Genomic DNA, 17389 nt, shown 5'->3' with positions numbered 1-17389 from the left:
GAGCGAGCATGACCCAACCCCCCACCCGTAGACGCGTGTTGGGGATCGCCGCGGCCACGGCCGCCGCCGTCCCCCTCGCGCAGCTCGGCACCGTGTCGTACGCCGCCGCCTCCACCCCCTGGGCGGTACAGCCCTTCCCGCTCGACCAAGTCACGCTCGGAGAGGGAGTGTTCCCCCGCAAGCGCGACCTGATGCTCGACTACGCCCGCTCCTACCCCGCCGACCGCATCCTTGCCGTCTTCCGCGCCAACGCCGGTCTCGACACCCGGGGCGCGAGGCCGCCCGGCGGCTGGGAGACCGCCGACGGCAACCTGCGCGGCCACTACGGCGGCCACTTCCTCACGCTCGTCTCCCAGGCGTACGCCGGCACCAGGGAGCCCGCGCTCAAGACCAAGCTCGACTACCTGGTCACCGCTCTCGACGAGTGCCGGCTGGCGTTCGCGGAGCACGGCTCGCCGAGACCGAGCCATCCGGGATACTTGGCGGCCTACCCGGAGACCCAGTTCATCCTGCTGGAGAGCTACACGACGTACCCCACCATCTGGGCGCCGTACTACACCTGCCACAAGATCATGCGCGGACTGCTCGACGCGCACACCCTGGGCGGGAACCAGCAGGCCCTGCGGATCGCCTCGGCGATGGGGGACTGGGTGCACAGCCGCCTGTCCCGGCTGCCGAAGGCGCAGTTGGAGCGGATGTGGTCGATCTACATCGCCGGTGAGTACGGCGGCATGAACGAGGTGCTGGCCGACCTGTACACGCTCACCGGACGGCCCGAACACCTCGCCGCAGCCCGCTGTTTCGACAACACCGCGCTGCTGGAAGCCTGTTCGCAGAACCGGGACATCCTCGACGGGCGCCACGCCAACCAGCACATCCCCCAATTCACCGGCTACATCCGGCTGTTCGACGAGACAGGGGAGTCCCGTTACGCCTCCGCCGCCCGCAACTTCTGGGGCATGGTCGCGGGACCCCGCACCTACAGCCTGGGCGGTACCGGACAGGGCGAGATGTTCCGGGCCAGGGGAGCCATCGCGACCACCCTCGGCGACAACAACGCCGAGACCTGCGCCACCTACAACATGCTGAAGCTGAGCAGGCAGCTCTTCTTCCGCGACCCGGACCCCAAGTACATCGACCACTACGAGCGGGGCCTGACCAACCACATCCTCGCCTCCCGGCGGGACACGCCCAGCACCAGCAGCCCGGAGGTCACCTACTTCGTCGGCATGGGCCCCGGGGCGGTCCGCGAGTACGACAACACCGGCACCTGCTGCGGCGGCACCGGGATGGAGAACCACACCAAGTACCAGGACTCCGTCTACTTCCGCTCCGCCGACGGCAACGCGCTGTACGTGAACCTCTACCTCGCCTCGACCCTGCGCTGGCCGGAGCGCGGGCTCGTCCTTGAGCAGACGAGCGCCTATCCGTACGACGGCGTCCGCACCCTGACCTTCCGCGAGGGCGGCGGCAGGCTGGACCTCAGACTCCGGGTCCCCTCCTGGGCGACGACCGGAGTCACGGTCACGGTCAACGGGGTGCGGCAGCAGGTCCAGGCCGTGCCCGGCAGCTACATCACCCTCAACCGGGACTGGCGGACCGGCGACCGGGTGGCTGTCTCCACCCCCTACCGGCTGCGTGTGGAACGGGCGTCGGACGACCCCACCGTCCAGTCGCTCTTCTTCGGCCCGGTCCTGCTGGTCGCCCAGAGCCCGGCCACGACCCTGCGCGCGTTCTCCCTCTACAAGGACTTCACGCTCCGCGGCGACCTGGCCGACGCGGTCCGCCCCGAGGGCCGCCCGCTGTACTTCACCACGCACGGCCTCACCCTCGCCCCCTTCCACATCGCCGACGACACCCGCTACCACGCCTACTTCAAGCGCGCCGAACCCGTCGTCGTCTTCGGCGCGGCGAACTCCGGGGTCCCCAACCGGCCCCGCGGCGACGGCCTCACCTTCCTGGACGTGCTCTGGGCGCAGGCCCCCTTCGCGAGCACGGGAGCCTTCGTCCAGGCGGTACGCGATCTCTCCAACACATGGGTCGCCGAAGGGCTGTTGAGCGGTGCGGAACGGGACCGGGTGGTCGCCGCCGCGCAGAACGCGGGTCTCAGACGCTGACGCCGTCCCCGTCGAGGTCGGTGCGCTGCCGGAGCACCCGCAGCTCATCGCCCTCGACCCGCATCTCGTACAGCTTCCCGCGCGCGTTCTCGAAGGGGCGGTGGAGGATCATCATCAGCCGGCCGTCGAAGGTCCGGAACAGCATGCCGTGCCCGCTGTCGTCCCGGACCAGCGGCCGGCGCTGCTCCCAAGGCCCGGTCAGCGCACCGGACTTGGAGACGGCGTAGGTCTGCACGTAGTCGCCGCTGACGGTGCCGTCCGCACCGGCCCTGTTCTTCTCGTACGTCGACCACAGCATGAGGAGGGCGCCGTCAGGGGTGCGGTGCAGCTGCGGGCCGTCGGTGACGTAGGGCGCGATCTGGTGCGGTACGCCCGCGGGGATCTGCTCGCTGATCCAGGACGCGTCGGAGCCCTTGAACAGGAACACCGGATCGCCGACCGTGCCGGTCAGGTCGGGAGCCAGCCGGACGGCCTCGATCGTGCCGTCGACGGTCTGCAGCCACTCGTGCGCGTACACCATCCACGGCTGCCCGTCGGGATCGACGTACAGCGTCCCGTCGAGGGTCATGAGATGCGCGGGCGGAGTGGGCCCGGCCGGGTCGACGACGGTGAAGGGGCCGAGCAGCGAGTCCGACACGGCGGTGATCGTGCCGCGCGCGTGGTTCGGCAGCTGGAAGGGCGTACCCCACCGCCCGGCCGGCGGCACCGGCAGCGGCGCGCTCTCGTCGTGCAACGTGGTGAACAGGTAGTACCTGCCACCCCACTCGTGCACCTCGGGCGCCCAACCGCCGTCCCGCGCCCAGATCCCCTCCTGCTCCTCCGCCCGGAACACCACCACGGGCCGCGTCCACTCCCGCAGGTCCCCACTCCGGTAGACCATCGTCCCGACACCCTCCACCCCGGACACGGCAGGCTCGTTGGACGTGTACAGGTGATAGGTCCGCGTCTCCTCGTCGGCGACGACGAACGGATCGTGCAACGGCATGTCGGGCAGCCGCAGGGGCTCGGTGTCGGTCACGGCTGAACGATACGTCGGCCCGGTGAATCAGCCGGCGGCGAGGATCTCCCGCGTGAGCGCCACCAGGTCCGGCAGTGCCGGGTGGCCAGGGCCCTCGCGCCAGGCGAGGAGGAGGGGGATGTCGGGGGCGTCGACCAGGGGGCGGAAGAGGAGGGACGGGTGGGCGTGGTTGCTGGGGGTGGCCGTGGTGGAGATGCCCACGGCGCGGCCCGCCGCCACAGCCATGAGCCACTCGTCGGTGTTGGTCACCTCCAGGGTCGCCGCCGGGCGGGCCGACGCGGGCCACAGGTCCACCGACGTGGTGCCGGAGACGGTGTTGACGGCGATCCGGTGGGCCGTGAGGTCGGCCAGGGTCACCTCGGGGAGCGCGGCGAGCGGGCAGTCCGACGCCATCACCACCACCCGCTTCTCCGACAGCAGCCGCTCCGTGCGCAGACCGGGCGCGGTGACCTCGCCGCGCAGGAGGGCCGCGTCGACCCTGCCCTGGGTGAGGCCCGCCGTACGGTCGTCGATGCGGAGCAGTTCCAGCGGGGTGTCCGGGTGCGTCTCGTCCCAGCGGCGCAGCAGGGGGATCGTGTGGTCGCCGAGCGCCGCCCAGGGGTGGCCGAGCCGCAGTGGCCAGGCCTTCAGGCCTCGCGGATCGAGGGCGTTCTCCACGGCCGCCAGGGCGACGGCCGCCTTGTCGCGGAACGTGCGGCCCTCCGCGGTGAGTTCGAGGTGATGGGTGGAGCGGTCCACCAGCCGGGCGCCGAGCTGCGTCTCCAGCTGGCGCAGGGTGCGGGACAGCGCGGGCTGGCCCAGATGGAGCCGGGCCGCGGCACGGGTGATGTTCCCCTCCTCGGCGATCACGAGAAAGGCGCGCAGGTGCCGCAGCTCGACGGTCATGCCTCCGGAGCATAACCGCGGGCGAACCGGCATTTCACACCGCGCCTCGCGGTTCCTAGCGTGAACGGCATGACCTCCACGGCGCACACGGACACCACCACGCCCCTTGTCGTACGGCGTCCCGCGGGCCGCGGCTCCCTCGGCGGCGTCGGCCTCGTGCTGGCCGGAGCCGTCTCCGTCCAGTTCGCGTCCGCCTTCGCGGCCCTGCTCTTCCCGCGCGCCGGGGCGCTCGGCACGGTCGCGCTGCGGGCCGCGTTCGCCGCGGTCCTCCTGCTCGCCGTCACCCGGCCCCGCCTTCGCGGCCACTCCCGCGCCGACTGGGCGGTGGTCACCGGCTTCGGTGTCGCCCTCGGCGGCATGAACATCCTCTTCTACCAGTCGATCGACCGGATCCCGCTCGGCGCCGCGGTCACCGTCGAGGTGCTCGGCCCGCTCCTGCTCTCGGTGCTCGCCTCCCGCCGCGCCACCGGCCTCCTGTGGGCCGCCCTCGCCCTGACCGGGGTCTTCCTGCTGGGCCGCGGCGACTTCGGCGTCCTCGACGGCGCCGGTGTGGGCTTCGCGCTCGGCGCCGGGGCCATGTGGGCGGCGTACATCCTGCTCAACGCCCGCGCGGGCGCCCGCTTCCTGCGCCTCGACGGACTCGCGATCGCGATGAGCGTCGCCGCCCTGGTCAGCCTGCCCCTCGGCATCGGCGCGTCCGGCACCGCCCTGCTGGAGCCCGGCGTGCTCGGCCTGGGCCTGGCGATCGCGATCCTGGGCTCGGGAGTCCCGTACACCCTGGAACTCCTCGCCCTGCGCCGCCTGCCCGCCGCCACCTTCGCGGTCCTCATGAGCCTGGCCCCGGCCCTCGCCGCGCTGGCCGGTTACCTGGTCCTCGACCAGGGCCTGACGCTGTCGCAGTGCGCCGCGATCGGGTTGGTGGTGGCGGCCAGTGCGGGGGCGGTGCGGACGGGCGGGCGCTAGTGGTTCCGGTTCCGGAGAGTGATCACGAAGGCGGGTGGCCGTCGGGCCACCCGCCACTCACGTCCGGGATGATCCGCGAAGATCCGCGAAGATCCGCGAAGATCCTCGAAGGTCAGACCCTGGTGAGGCGGACCGCCACCGTCTCGCTGACCGTCACCGCCCGGCCGTAGTCCGGGTCCGTCGCCGTCGCGCGGCCCTCGACCTCGACGTCCCCCTTCTGGAAGGGGACCGAGCCGGTCGGTACGGCAGTGCCGGTCCAGGCGACCGGGGCACCCGGGGTGCAGGACACCGACGTGGAGTAGGAGCCGCGGATGAGGTCCCGCTTCTTGACCTGCGTGACGTCGCCCGCCACGGTCACCTGCACCGGCTTGTTGCAGCTCACCGTGCCGTGGAAGGTGGCCTTGCCGTTGAGGGAGCTCGCGGTGCCGTTGAGGGCGATGTCGAGGCCCAGGCCGAGTTCGGCGGGCGGGGCCGGGTTCTCGATGTGGATCTCGCCGCGCGCGGCCGGGGTGCCTCCCTCGCAGTGCTGCTCGAAGGCGGCGTCGAGCTTCTTCACGTAGCCCTGGGGTCCGAACTCCACCGCGGAGACGGTGAAGGTGCCGGTGAGCTGGTTGCAGCCACGGCCGTTGCCGCTGAGCGAGAGGCCCGGCTCGGCCCCCTCGTTGAACGGGTAGCGGGTGGCTCCCGTGTAGGTCCCGGGCTTGAGGACCTGGCCTGACGGGGCCGCGAGGTCCAGGGTCCACCAGTCGCCGTTCGCCCCGTCGACGGAGACGCTGACCGCCTTGTTGGCGGTGTCGGCGGAGACGTTCATGCGGTCCTGGGACGCCGTGTAGGCGTAGGACCCGCCGCCGCTGATGTAGTCGCCCTCGTCACCGCTGAAGCTGAAGGAGCCCTCGGTGACGGGCAGGGCGTGTGCCTCGGTGCCGGCGAGCAGGCCGGTGGTGCCGGTGGCCATGGCGAGCGCCAGCGCCAGGGTGGCGGTGGCACGGGCCAGGGCGCGTCTGGGCAGACAGAGATTCATGAAAGTTCCCCCCGTTGTGGTCGGCGGGGCGAGTCTGCCAATGAGGAGCCTGTGCGACAACTGTGTTTCAGGTGTGATGAGTTGACGTTTCAGCCAACAGTCAAAGGCCGACGGCAGTCGACACCCCACGCGCGCTGCAAGCGCACCGTCATCCCAAGCGCACCGTCATCTCCACCCGCACGTCGTCCCCCGCGTCCAGCCCCTCCGGCCCGCGCACCGCCTGCTTGAGCGGCAGCAGATAACCCCCGTCCTTCGGGAACAGGGACGTGGTGAAGGTGACCTCGCCGACGCGGGCCTCGACCGGGATCACGCCCCAGCCGTACGAGGCCGTCCTGGCCACCTCGCCGATGTCGGCGGACTCCTGGTCGGGCACCGGCACGAAGTAGTACGGCGCCGGGCCGCGCCATTCGATGACCCGGCCGGTGAAGGTGAGCTGCATGGGGCCCCCGTCGCTCGAAGTGCGTCAGGACCCGTTGTACCGCGCCGCGATGTCCGTCAGATAACCCCGGAGCAGGATCTTGGCCTCCTCCAGCAGCGCCGTGTCCCCCTCGGTGTCCCGGCGGAAGGCCTCCTGGGCGAGGGCGTCGGCGGCGAGGACGGCGGCGTGGCAGACCCGGGGGAGGGTGTCGTCGTCCTCGGCGACGCGCAGGGCGAGCAGGACGCGGCGCACCCCGTCGGCCATCCGGCGCTTGTGCTCGCGGTCCGCGGCCCGGGTCCGCTCGGTCAGCCCGCTGCCGAACCACAGGGCGCGGAAGCCGTGTTCGGTGCGGTAGATCTCGGCGTACGCGTCGATGAGCACGCCGACCGGGTCCTCCCAGTGCTCGGCGGCCGCGGCCTCGACCAGCGCGTCCATCGCCGCTTCCAGCTTGGCGAAGTAGCCCGCCGCGAGCGCCTCGATGATCGCGCCCCGGTCGGGCAGGTACTGGTACAGCGAGCCGACCGACACCCGCGCCTCGGCGGCGATCCGGGTCGTGGTGAGCGACTCGACGCCCTCCTCGACCAGGATGCGCTCGGCCGCCTCCAGCACCCGGGCCAGCCGGGCCCGGCTGCGGGCCTGCTGGGGAGTGCGGCGCAGCGAGGCGATCCACGCCGCCCGATCGGTGTCAGCGGTGACCTCGCCCACGCAACAGCCTCCGAACCTGAACGTGACTTTGTTTCATGTTTAGGTTAGCGTCGCGCGCATGACCGACTCAAGCCCGGTGCTCGGCGAGGAGCGGGTCGCCGTGGCGGACGTCTGCCGCCGGCTGGGGGCCGAGGGCCTGCTCATCGGTACGGCGGGCAACGTCAGCGTGCGGGTCGACGACCGGGTCGCCATCACCGCGACCGGCGCGGTCCTCGCCGACCTCACCCCGGACCAGGTGACCGTCGTGGACCTCGACGGCGAGATCGTCGCCGGAGGACTGCTGCCGACCTCCGAACTCGACCTCCACCTCGGCGTCTACCGCCGCTACGGCACCACCGCCGTCGTGCACACCCACGCCCCGATGGCCACCGCGCTCTCCCTCGTCCTCGACGAACTGCCCTGCATCCACTACCAGTTGCTCGCCCTCGGCGGCACCGTCCGGGTCGCGCCGTACGCCACCTTCGGCACCCCGGAACTCGCCGAGTCCGTCCTCACCGCCCTGGAGGGCCGGGGCGCCGCCCTGATGGCCAACCACGGGGCCGTCACCCACGCCCCGACCCTCGACAAGGCGGTCGAGCACGCGCTCCTCCTGGAGTGGGCCTGCGGTGTCTACCAGCGCGCGGCCGCCCTCGGCACACCGCGCATCCTCGACGAACAGCAGCAGATCGCGGTGATCGAGGCAGCCCTCGCCCGCAACTACGGCACCACGCAATCCGCACCGGAGGGGAAGAGATGAACGTCGTCACCATGGGCGTGCACGTGCTGGACGTGCTGGTACGGCCGGTCGAGGAGATACCCGAGGGCCAGGGCGCGACCCTGGTCGAGGACATCCGCATGACCGCCGCAGGCACGGCCGCAGGCACCGCCCTCACCCTCGCCAAGCTCGGCGCCTCGGTGCGCACCGCCGGAGCCATCGGCACCGACCCGACCGGCGACCTGCTCGTCCAGCTCCTCGACAGGGCGGGCATCGACACCGAGCTGCTGGTCCGGCGCCGGGACACCTCCACCTCCGCGAGCGTCCTGCCGATCCGCCCCAACGGCGACCGCCCCTCCCTGCACCTGCTCGGCGCCAACATCACCTACGGCCTCGACGACGTCCCCTGGGACGCCGTCGCCGGGGCGAGCCACCTGCACCTCGGCGGCCCCGAGCTGATCGGCGCCGACGTCGCCGCGCGCATCCTGGCGCACGCCAAGGACCACGACGTGGTCACCTCGGTCGACCTCCTCGCCCCCGGCGAGCTCGGCACCTTCGACCAGATCGAACCGCTGCTCCCGTACGTCGACTTCCTGCTCCCCAACGACGACCAGGTCCTCGGCTTCAGCGAGGAGCAGGATCTCGTCGCCGGCGCGAAGAAGTTCGTGGCCGGCGGGGTCGGCCTGGTCGCCGTCACCCGCGGCGGCGACGGCGCCCTGCTGGTCACCGCGGAGGGCACGGAGGCGGTGCCCGCCTTCGCGGTCGAGGTCGTCGACACCACCGGCTGCGGCGACGCCTTCTCGGCGGGCTTCCTGCGGGGCATCAGCCTGGGCCGCACATCGCGCGAGGCGGCGATCCTGGGCAGTGCGGCGGCGGCACTGGTGGCACAGGGACTGGGCAGCGACCACGGGGAGTTCGACCTCGCGGAGGCCGACGAGTTCTCGATGACCCACGACACCCGGGCCTGATCCGCGTCCTCACCCCGCGTGCTGTGACGGGTGGGGAATGGGCCCACGGCGGGCGGTGTTGCGGGAGCATCGAGTCGTCCCGCAGCACCGCACGACAGGGAGTCGTCCCCATGCCCCGCTCCGAAGCCCGCGTCGCCACCGACCGGCCGCACCGCTACGCCAAGCAGCTCGCCTCGCACCTCGGCCGCCGCTCCACCACCAGCTGGGACGAGGACAGCGGCGAGGGCAGCCTGCTCTTCCAGAACGGCGGCAAGGGCTCCCTCACCGCGACCGAGGGCGCGCTGCTGCTGACCCTGGAGACGGAGGCCGAGCACCTCGACCTCCTGGAAGGGGTCGTCGGCAGCCATCTCGTCCGCTTCGGCAGCAAGGACGAACTCGTCGTCGAGTGGCGCCGCGACTCCGGGGAGCCGGGCACGATCCAGCGCAAGGAATCGGACTGAAAGGTCAGATCACACAGCCCACATGGGCCAGCGCCTGCTTGAGCAGCACTCCGTGCCCGCCGGGCATCTCGCTCTCCACCGCCGGTGACAGGGCCTCCTGCGGGCTGAACCACACCAGGTCCAGGGCGTCCTGGCGGGGCCGGCAGTCGCCGGTCACCGGGACGACGTAGGCGAGGGACACCGCGTGCTGGCGCGGGTCGTGGTACGGCGTGACCCCGTGCGTCGGGAAGTACTCGGCCACCGTGAACGGCTGGAGCGAGGACGGGATCCGGGGCAGCGCCACGGGCCCCAGGTCCTTCTCCAGGTGCCGCAACAGGGCGTCCCGGACCCGCTCGTGGTGCAGAACGCGGCCGGAGACCAGCGTCCGGCTGACCGTTCCGTCGGGGCCGATGCGCAGCAGCAGGCCGACGCTGGTGACTTCGCCGCTGTCGTCGACGCGCACGGGCACGGCCTCGACGTACAGGATGGGCATCCGGGCGCGCGCCTGCTCAAGGTCGTCGGCGGTCAGCCAGCCGGGCGTGGTATCGGTCAAGTCAGACATTGTTGGATCATACTTTCCGGGGACGGCGGGCGCTCAGTCGCGCTCGCCTGGTGGGACGGGGGCCGGGGCAGGAAGTCCGTAGAGGCGGCGGGCGTTGTCCCCGCTCGTCCAGGCCGCGATGCGCAAGGCGTCGGGCAGGCTCAGCTCGTCGGCGGCCACCCGCTCCTGGAGCAGGGCGCCGAGGCCCTGCCGGAAGGACAGCGCGCCCAGCAGATGGAACTCGGCCACTCCGTAGGCGTCGGAGCTGTACAACAGCTTGCGGAACGGCGTGATCTCCAGCGCCTCCGCCAGGACTGCCCGGGACCGCGCGGGGCCGACGTAGTGCAGCGCGAGGCCCACGTCCAGGTACACCTGCTCGAACACCGCGGCCAGATAGGCGGCCTGCCTTTGGTACGGCCAGCAGTGCAGCAGCAGGACCGGGACGGTGCCCGCGGTCAGGTGCAGCCAGTCCGTGAGGTGGGTCGGGTCCACGCGGTGCATCCGGATGTCACTGTCCCCGAACCCGGTGTGCAGCTGGAGCGGCAGGCCCAGGTCGACGGCGGTCCACAGCAGGTGCCGTACGAGAACCGGATCGGCCAGCCGGCCGCCGCGGGCCAGCCAGCCGGCGGCGGCACGGGTGACCTCCGCGTCCGCCGGACGGGCCGGGTCCAGGTCGAAGCCGGTGCGGTAGGCCGCCACCGACTTCACGCCGACCACGCCCGGACGGCCCACGGCCTCCAGACAGGCGGCGCGGAACACGTCCGCGTAGGCGTCCGGCTCCACGCCCCGCGCGGCCACCGCCTCCGCGACGGTCTCCAGCCGCACGATCTCGTACGCCGTCCCGCCCGCACTCCCGGCCAACTCCGCGGGAGTGGTGAGACGTTCCGGCGCGTACCCGGTGTCCACGCAGAACACGTCCGTGCCCGCGGCCCTCAGGAAGCGGCGGTTGACCTCCTGGGGGCCGAGCTCGGCGCGGCGGGCGAGATAGTCCTCCGGCGGCGCGTGACGGGGCAGGTCCAGCAGGGGCGCGCAGTGGCGGCGGACCGCCACACCGACCGGGCTGTCGAAGGGCGAGACGCCGGGCCAGACCGCACCCTCGGTGATCAACGACTCGAAGTCCGCCCGGTCGAGGCCGTCGGTGACGACCCCGTGGCAGTGGTGGTCCACCAGCCGGGCGGCGGCGAGTGCCTCCTGGACGCGTCCGCTCATGCTCAGTACTTCCAGCGGTACGCCGCCGCGATTCGCTCGTCGTCCAGGTCGGCCACCGAGTCGACCTCGCCGAAGCGCACGGCGACCACGGCGTCGGCGAGGACCGGACCCAGCGCGGTCCGCAGCCGTTCGTCGGCGCGGAACGCCCTGACCGCCTGGGAGAGGGAGGTCGGCAGCCGGCGCACCCCCGCGGCGGCGGCCTCGTCGGGGGCGAGCAGGGCCGGGTCCCCGGTGATCTCCTCGGGTAGCTCCAGGGACGAGGTCAGACCGTCCAGCCCGGCGGCGATCAGACCGGTCAGCGCGAGATACGGGTTGGCGGCCAGGTCGACCGGCTTCAGCTCGATGTTCGCGGCGCTCTCGGTCAGGCCCGCGGTGCCGGTGACGATCCGGACGGCCGCCTCCCGGGTCTCCCGGCCCCAGGCGGTGAACACCCCGGCCCACTGGGAGGGTTTGAGGCGCAGATAGCTGGCCGGGCTCGGCGCGGTGAGCGCCGCGAGGGCGTGGAGGTGGGCGAGGACACCGGCCACGAACGACTCGGCGTAGGGCGTCATGCCGTAGCGGCCCTTGCCGCCGGAGTGGAGGTTCACGCCGTCGCGCCAGGCGGAGAGATGGAGATGGCCGCCGTTGCCGACGCCCTCGGCGAAGACCGACGGGGAGAAGGAGACGACCAGGCCGTGCCGCTGGGCCACCGCCCGGATCGTCTGCCGTACGAGCACGCTGACGTCGGCCGCCGCCACCGGGTCCAGGGCGCTCGTCGAGATCTCGAACTGCCCGGCCGCGTACTCGGGATGGAGCTGCTCCACCTCGATGCCCTGCTCGGCGCAGGCCGCCAGCAGGTCGGCCGTGTACTCGCTGAGCTCGACCTGGCGGGTGGCGCCGTACGCCGGACCCGACACCGCGGGCACGAACTCGCCGTCGGCCACCGGGCCCCGGCCCACCGCCCACTCGATCTCGACACCCGCCTTGAAGGTGATGCCGTGCCGCTCGGCGGTCTCGGCGACGATCCGCCGCAGGACCGTGCGGGAGCAGCCCGGATGCCGGGCGCCCTCCTGCGTGATCCGGTCGACCGGCACCCACGCCCAGCCGGGCTGCGCGGCCAGTGCCACCAGCCGGTCCAGGTCGGGGTACAGCCGCAGATCGCCGTCGGGGGAGCCCAGCTTGTCGGTGGTGACGATGGAGTCGTTCGCCAGGAAGGTGTCGAACACCGGGGACATGCCCACGCCCCAGGCCGCAGCCGACGGCAGCTTCGCCGTCGGGACCGTCTTCACCCGGCAGATGCCCGCGGTGTCGACGTAGGCCAGGACCACGCCGTGCACGCCCTTCTCGAACAGCTCCTGGGTGAGCACGGTGGCCCGGTCCACGTCACCGGGACGGCCGCCGGGGACGGGGTCGGCAAGGGTGGTCATACGTCCTCCACGACGGGCTTCGCTGGTTCGGATCCCGCGTCAGGCTTTCACGGCCACCGCGCCGAACTGCGGTACCACGGCCGGGGAGTCGGCCTCGGCCCGCCACCGCGAGCAGGACACCAGGCCGGGTTCGAGGATCTCGAGTCCCTCGAAGAACGTGGCGATGTCGGCGCCGCTGCGGGCCGTGATCGGCGGAGTGGCGTTGGCGTTCCAGAACTCCATCGCCGGGATGTTGCCCTCGCCGCCCAGGTCGGCGTCGTACGTGGGGTGCGTCAGGGCGAGATGGCTGCCGGCCGGCATCGAGGCCATGACCTCGCGCGCGATCCGGCGGGCCTCGTCGGTGTCCAGGACGAAGTTCAGGATGCCGAGCATCATCACGGCGACCGGCTTGTCGAAGTCGAGGGTGCCGGCGGCGCGTTCGAGGATCGCGGCCGGGTCGTGGACGTCGGCGTCGATGTAGTCGGTCGTGCCCTCGTGGGTGCTGGTCAGCAGGGTGCGGGCGTGGACCAGCACGATCGGGTCGTTGTCGACGTAGACGATCCGGGCGTCGGGCGCGATGCGCTGGGCGATCTCGTGGGTGTTGTCCACCGTCGGCAGTCCGGTGCCGATGTCGAGGAACTGCCGGATGCCCCGCTCCTCGGCGAGGTAGCGCACGGAGCGGCCCAGGAACCAGCGGTCCGCGCGGGCGACGTCCCGGATGATCGGGAACATCCCGGCCACCTGGTCGCCGACCCGCTGGTCGACCTCGTAGTTGTCCTTGCCGCCGATCCAGTAGTTCCACACGCGCGCGTTGTGCGCCACACCGGTGTTCAGCCTCGCCGACGGACCCGACGGGGTGTGGCTCTCGCTCACTGCTGTGCTCCTTCTCGCGCCTGCGGCCGTTGCCGCTCGTACCTGCGGCCGTTGCCGCCATTGTGCCGTCCGATGATCAGCTTGTCCCCGGAAACGGCGACTCGAACGCCCCGTCCGGGATGCTGCCCCGAGTTCCGCTGGTGACACTGGCCCGATACGACCCCCTGAGCGCGAGGAGTGAGCATGCTGCCCGGATTCCTCGCCAGGACCGTCGGGTTGCTGCTCGGCCGGGAGGGACGCTCGCTCCATCTGAAGGCCGCGGGCGCCGCCACGGCCGTCCTGCTCGTCGTGATGCTCCTCGGCTCCTGGGCGGTGGTCGGCGCCGAGGACGGGGCGCGGGGCGCCAATCTGACCTCGTACCCGAAGGCGCTGTGGTGGTCGGTCGAGACGGCGACGACCGTCGGCTACGGCGACTTCTACCCGGTGACCTGGTGGGGCCGGGCGGTCGGCACGGTGGTCATGGTCGTGGGCATCACGACGTACGGCATGGTCACGGCGGCCCTCGCCACCTGGTTCGTGGGGCGGGAGCGGAAGCGGCGCCACGGGCTGCACGAGGTGGGCGCCGAGACGGTGCACGCCCTGCACGAGCGCTTCGACCGGCTGGAGGAGCTGCTGGAGGCGGGGCGGAAGAAGGGCTGACCCGCCTCGTGCCTTGGGGGCGTGACTTGAGGGGCGTCTCAGCTCTCCGGCTGGGCGTGTCCGTACTGCCAGGCCCAGGCCGCGATCTCCACGCGGTTCCGGGCGGCGAGCTTGAGCTGGACGCTGGAGAGGTGGGTCTTCACCGTGGAGAGGGAGACGTACAGCTCGGCGGCGATCTCCGCGTTCGTGCGGCCCAGGGCGACCAGGCGGACCACGTCGAGCTCACGGTCGGTGAGGGGCTCGGTGGCGGGCGCGGGGCGGGCCGCGACGACCGGCTCCGGGGTCGGCTCCGCCGTGACGTGCCGGAGCAGGCGGACCGTGACCGAGGGGGAGACCAGCGAGTCACCGGCCGCGGCGGCGCGGACCGCCTCGGCGAGGAGCGTGGGGCCTGAGTCCTTGAGCAGGAACCCGCAGGCGCCGCCGCGCAGGGCGCCGTAGACGTACTCGTCGAGGTCGAAGGTGGTCACCACGACCACCCGCATCGGATCGGCGACATCCGGCCCCGCGAGCAGCCGCGTCGCCTCCAGCCCGTCCAGTTTCGGCATGCGGATGTCCAGCAGACACACGTCCGGACGGACCTCCCGGGCCAGCCGCACCGCCGTCTCCCCGTCGGCCGCCTCGGCGACCACGGTCATGTCGGGCTGCGCGTCCAGGAAGAACCGGAAGCCGGTACGGACCATGTCCTGGTCGTCGGCGATCAGCACACGGATCGGCGCGGCCGGGGAGGTGGGGCTCGTCATGGGTCGATCATGCCTCAGGGGTGGGGGTGCGGTGGCTCCGCCGGGTCGGGCCGACTTCGGGCAACCGGTGATTGTCAGCGCGGGTGAGCGGGGTCCGGTGCGGGCAGCTGCCGGGCGGAGGAGGCTCCGACGTCAGCCGCTCCGCGGCGGGCGACGCGATGAGGCCCTCCGGTGCGAGGTCGAGTCGAGCATGGCGCAGTCGGCCAGTTACCGACAACGCTGCCGGGCCCCCGGGCCTTTGGGGCGGCGGGGGAGCGCGCGTCTGCCCCGCGACGTCGGCATGATCCGCCGGATCGGCTCTAGCGGTCGAACTTCCAGGTGACCGATGTGTCCGAGGCCTTGACCACGGAGACGGGGATGTCCACGGACCCGCCGTCCCGCTTCTTGCCGGTGCAGGTGACACTGGCCCCGGCGACGGCCTTGAGGCCGGTCGGGCACGTGACGTCCGAGACCTGCACGCCGACCCAGGGCAGCGGGTTGTACTTGCTCTCGGTCCGGCCCTCGACGACGTACGCGGCGAGCGCCTTGTGACCGCCGACGGACGCGGTGCTGTGCGTGTCCAGCGCGGTGGTCGACTCGGTGCCGGCCAGGAAGTGGGTGCCGAGCCCGAAGACGACGGCCGCTCCGGCCAGTCCGCCGACGGTGCTGACGAGGTACTTGCTGGGCATCGCGTACTCCTGAGGGCAAGGGGGAGGAAGTGACTCCACTCTCGCCCGCGGCCCCGGGCGCCCGCCTCGGCCGAACGGCCACGGCCCGCGGACCCGACACGGCGGTGCCTCGACCGTTCGGCCGATCCAGCGGACGGCGGTCGCGCATACCGTGAACTGCATGAAGTCCGTTTCTGCCCGGGGCTGCGCGGTCGGCGCCGGTATCGGTGCGCTGTTCGCGGCCGTCGTCGTCGACGTGGCCTACGCGAACGCGGCCGACGGCCCCTCCTGGTCGCTGGCCGCCACCCTGCTGCTCGGCGGGGCCGCCGTCCTGTGGCCGGCTGCCCGGCGCCCCGCTCGGCTCACCCCGCAGCTGCGCACCGCCCTGCCGGCCGCGCTCTCCCTCGTGTGCACGCTGGACTCGGTGGTCCGCACCGGCATCCTGTTCGGCCCGGGCGAGCTGCTGATCCTCCTGTGCCTGCTGTTCGTGGCCGTACGGCACTGTCCGCGCAACTGGGTCGTGGCGTGCGCCGCCCTCGACGGGGCCGCCGTGCTGGCGCTTCCGGTACGGCCGTTCCTCAGCCAGCACGACACCATGCTGGGGTTCATGCTGATCGGGCTCGTCCTGGTCGGCCTGACCGTGGCGTTCGCCGCGTATCTGCGCTCGCAGGACTACCGGCGGACCGTCGCCGTCAGCGAGACCCGGCGCTCCGAGCGCCTCGCCATCGCCGCCGACCTGCACGACTTCGTCGCCCACCATGTCACCGGCATCCTGGTGCAGACCCAGATGGCCCGCATGATGACGGACTCCGGGCGCGACGATCTCGACCCCGTGCTCGCCGGGATCGAGCGGGCCGCGACCGAGGCCCTCGCCTCGATGCGCCGCACGGTCGGCGTGCTGCGCGACACCGACGAAGCGGCCGACCGCCGCCCGGTGGGCGACCTCGTGGGCATCGCCGGACTCGTCGACGGCTTCACGACCCCGATCCAGAAGGCCGTCCTGCACCGCGAGGCGGATGTCCCGGGCGACCTTCCGCACGAGGTCCAGGCGGCCGCCTTCCGGGTGGTGCAGGAGGCCCTGACCAACGTACGGCGGCACGCGGGCGACGCGACCGAGGTCACCGTCGGGCTGCGCTACGGGCGGGCCCGCCTGGAGGTCTCCGTCTCCGACGACGGACGCGGCGGCAGCCAGTTGCCCGCGGCGGCGCACGGGGGCGGCTTCGGCCTCGTCGGATTGAAGGAGCGGGTGACGGCCCTGGGCGGGGAACTGCACGCGGGGCCGCGGGCCGGGTACGGGTGGGAGGTGCGGGCGGTCTTCCCGGGGTGACGTGGGCGGTCCTTCCCGGCTTCCCTGGCTTCCCTGGCTTCCCTGGACGAGGTGGGCGGTCCTTCCCGGATGACGAGGGTGCCCTTTCCCCGGGTGGGGCCCGGGATGTTCAATGGCACTGCACAGGAGAGGAGCCCGCCCGTGTCCCCCGCCCCCGTGCCGTCCGTCGGCACCCGCATTCGGCAGGCGCGTCTGGAGCGCGGCCTGAGCCTGCGCGCCCTGGCCCGCGAGGTCGGCGTCTCCGCGAGCCTGGTCTCCCAGATCGAGACCGGCAAGAGCCAGCCGTCGGTGAGCACGCTGTACGGCATCACCACCGCACTCGGCATCTCCGTCGAATCCCTCTTCGAGGTGCGGGAGACCGCCGCGGCGGCGAGTCCGGCCCAGGTCGTGCACGCCCTGGCGGCCTTCGCGGCCGACCCCGGCAGACGCATCGGACCCCTGGTCACACCCGGTGAGCGGGAGGTGCTGGAGCTGGACTCGGGCGTGGTGTGGGAGCGCCTCGGACATGTCCCCGGCGCGGACGTCGACTTCCTGCTCGTCACCTACCGGCCCGGCGGCTCCTCCTCCACCTCGGGCGGCCTGATGCGGCACGCCGGCACCGAGTACGGCTGTCTGACCTCCGGCGAACTCGTCCTCACCCTGGGCTTCGACGAGCACGTCCTGCGCCCCGGCGACGCGGTCTCCTTCGAGTGCACGATCCCGCACCGCTACCGCAACGACGGCGAGGAACCGGCCGTGGGCGTCTGGTTCGTGTCCGGCCAAAGTGTTCAGTGACACTTGACACGCTCTCCGGACGGTCGTTGACTCGAAGGTGGGGGTG

Annotated in this window: 19 protein-coding genes; 8 read left to right on the top strand and 11 right to left on the bottom strand. The window is 72.3% G+C overall.

All coding sequences use genetic code 11. The annotated features are described in order from the left end of the window. The first annotated feature begins 8 nt into the window (after positions 1–8). Positions 9–2117 carry a beta-L-arabinofuranosidase domain-containing protein gene (locus G3I78_RS09605; RefSeq protein ID WP_164422430.1) on the top strand — a complete coding sequence of 703 codons (2109 nt, stop codon included), beginning with the start codon at positions 9–11 and terminating at the stop codon, positions 2115–2117. Here G3I78_RS09605 and G3I78_RS09600 read toward each other — a convergent pair. Both G3I78_RS09600 and G3I78_RS09595 read right to left on the bottom strand, forming a co-directional pair. Further along, positions 2107–3102, bottom strand: a complete 996-nt coding sequence (locus tag G3I78_RS09600; RefSeq protein ID WP_164423067.1) for a glycoside hydrolase family 43 protein — start codon at positions 3100–3102, stop codon at positions 2107–2109. The two genes, G3I78_RS09605 and G3I78_RS09600, sit on opposite strands and share 11 nt — an antisense overlap. A 60-nt stretch (positions 3103–3162) precedes the next feature. Then, positions 3163–4020, bottom strand: coding sequence for a LysR substrate-binding domain-containing protein (locus G3I78_RS09595; RefSeq protein ID WP_164422428.1), 858 nt, complete (start codon positions 4018–4020; stop codon positions 3163–3165). Between the two features lie 69 nt (positions 4021–4089). Here G3I78_RS09595 and G3I78_RS09590 point away from each other — a divergent pair, with 69 nt between their 5' ends. After that, the gene (locus G3I78_RS09590; protein WP_164422426.1) at positions 4090–4983 is read left to right on the top strand and encodes an EamA family transporter; all 894 of its coding nucleotides are present in this window, start codon (positions 4090–4092) and stop codon (positions 4981–4983) included. 112 nt (positions 4984–5095) lie between these two features. Here the strand turns inward: G3I78_RS09590 and G3I78_RS09585 are convergent, their stop codons facing one another. The 3 genes from G3I78_RS09585 to G3I78_RS09575 all read right to left on the bottom strand — a co-directional run bounded on the left by G3I78_RS09585 (position 5096) and on the right by G3I78_RS09575 (position 7127). Continuing rightward, positions 5096–6004, bottom strand: a complete 909-nt coding sequence (locus G3I78_RS09585) for a hypothetical protein (protein WP_164422424.1) — start codon at positions 6002–6004, stop codon at positions 5096–5098. A 148-nt stretch (positions 6005–6152) separates the two neighbouring features. Next, positions 6153–6443, bottom strand: a complete 291-nt coding sequence (locus tag G3I78_RS09580) for a DUF1905 domain-containing protein (protein ID WP_164422422.1) — start codon at positions 6441–6443, stop codon at positions 6153–6155. Between the two features lie 24 nt (positions 6444–6467). Then, positions 6468–7127 carry a TetR/AcrR family transcriptional regulator gene (locus G3I78_RS09575; RefSeq protein ID WP_164422420.1) on the bottom strand — a complete coding sequence of 220 codons (660 nt, stop codon included), beginning with the start codon at positions 7125–7127 and terminating at the stop codon, positions 6468–6470. Positions 7128–7185: 58 nt separating this feature from the next. Here G3I78_RS09575 and G3I78_RS09570 point away from each other — a divergent pair, with 58 nt between their 5' ends. The 3 genes from G3I78_RS09570 (at position 7186) to G3I78_RS09560 (ending at position 9229) form a co-directional block, all read left to right on the top strand. Continuing rightward, positions 7186–7863, top strand: coding sequence for a class II aldolase/adducin family protein (locus G3I78_RS09570; RefSeq protein WP_164422419.1), 678 nt, complete (start codon positions 7186–7188; stop codon positions 7861–7863). Then, positions 7860–8789, top strand: a complete 930-nt coding sequence (locus G3I78_RS09565) for a carbohydrate kinase family protein (protein ID WP_164422417.1) — start codon at positions 7860–7862, stop codon at positions 8787–8789. The genes G3I78_RS09570 and G3I78_RS09565 overlap by 4 nt, the downstream gene beginning before the upstream one ends. Before the next feature lie 110 nt (positions 8790–8899). Further along, the gene (locus tag G3I78_RS09560) at positions 8900–9229 is read left to right on the top strand and encodes a DUF2218 domain-containing protein (protein ID WP_164422415.1); all 330 of its coding nucleotides are present in this window, start codon (positions 8900–8902) and stop codon (positions 9227–9229) included. Positions 9230–9233: 4 nt separating this feature from the next. Here G3I78_RS09560 and G3I78_RS09555 read toward each other — a convergent pair whose 3' ends face one another. Genes G3I78_RS09555 through G3I78_RS09540 form a run of 4 tightly spaced genes read right to left on the bottom strand, consistent with a single transcriptional unit; the run spans position 9234 to position 13216 of the window. After that, positions 9234–9770, bottom strand: coding sequence for an NUDIX hydrolase family protein (locus G3I78_RS09555; RefSeq protein WP_203614716.1), 537 nt, complete (start codon positions 9768–9770; stop codon positions 9234–9236). 33 nt (positions 9771–9803) lie between these two features. Further along, positions 9804–10958, bottom strand: coding sequence for an amidohydrolase family protein (locus G3I78_RS09550; protein WP_164422411.1), 1155 nt, complete (start codon positions 10956–10958; stop codon positions 9804–9806). A gap of 2 nt (positions 10959–10960) precedes the next feature. Then, entirely contained in the window at positions 10961–12364 is a 1404-nt protein-coding gene (locus G3I78_RS09545; protein ID WP_164422409.1) for a glutamine synthetase family protein, read from the bottom strand. Positions 12365–12403: 39 nt separating this feature from the next. Next, complete coding sequence (locus G3I78_RS09540; protein ID WP_164422407.1) at positions 12404–13216, bottom strand: SAM-dependent methyltransferase; 813 nt, start codon at positions 13214–13216, stop codon at positions 12404–12406. Positions 13217–13399: 183 nt separating this feature from the next. Here G3I78_RS09540 and G3I78_RS09535 point away from each other — a divergent pair, with 183 nt between their 5' ends. Beyond that, complete coding sequence (locus G3I78_RS09535) at positions 13400–13855, top strand: potassium channel family protein (protein ID WP_164422405.1); 456 nt, start codon at positions 13400–13402, stop codon at positions 13853–13855. A 38-nt stretch (positions 13856–13893) separates the two neighbouring features. Here G3I78_RS09535 and G3I78_RS09530 read toward each other — a convergent pair whose 3' ends face one another. After that, on the bottom strand, positions 13894–14595 hold the full coding sequence (locus G3I78_RS09530; protein ID WP_164422403.1) for a response regulator transcription factor: 702 nt from the start codon (positions 14593–14595) through the stop codon (positions 13894–13896). Positions 14596–14894: 299 nt separating this feature from the next. Continuing rightward, complete coding sequence (locus tag G3I78_RS09525) at positions 14895–15263, bottom strand: DUF4333 domain-containing protein (RefSeq protein ID WP_164422400.1); 369 nt, start codon at positions 15261–15263, stop codon at positions 14895–14897. Between the two features lie 160 nt (positions 15264–15423). Between G3I78_RS09525 and G3I78_RS09520 the strand changes: the two genes are divergently transcribed. After that, positions 15424–16569, top strand: a complete 1146-nt coding sequence (locus tag G3I78_RS09520; RefSeq protein ID WP_164422399.1) for a sensor histidine kinase — start codon at positions 15424–15426, stop codon at positions 16567–16569. Positions 16570–16710: 141 nt separating this feature from the next. Beyond that, positions 16711–17343, top strand: a complete 633-nt coding sequence (locus tag G3I78_RS09515; RefSeq protein WP_343243697.1) for a cupin domain-containing protein — start codon at positions 16711–16713, stop codon at positions 17341–17343. Positions 17344–17389 lie beyond the last annotated feature (46 nt).

Source organism: Streptomyces sp. SID13726 (genome assembly GCF_010548375.1).
In the GTDB taxonomy this organism is placed as follows: Bacteria; Actinomycetota; Actinomycetes; order Streptomycetales; family Streptomycetaceae; genus Streptomyces.
This window is presented reverse-complemented; position numbering and strand designations above follow the sequence as displayed.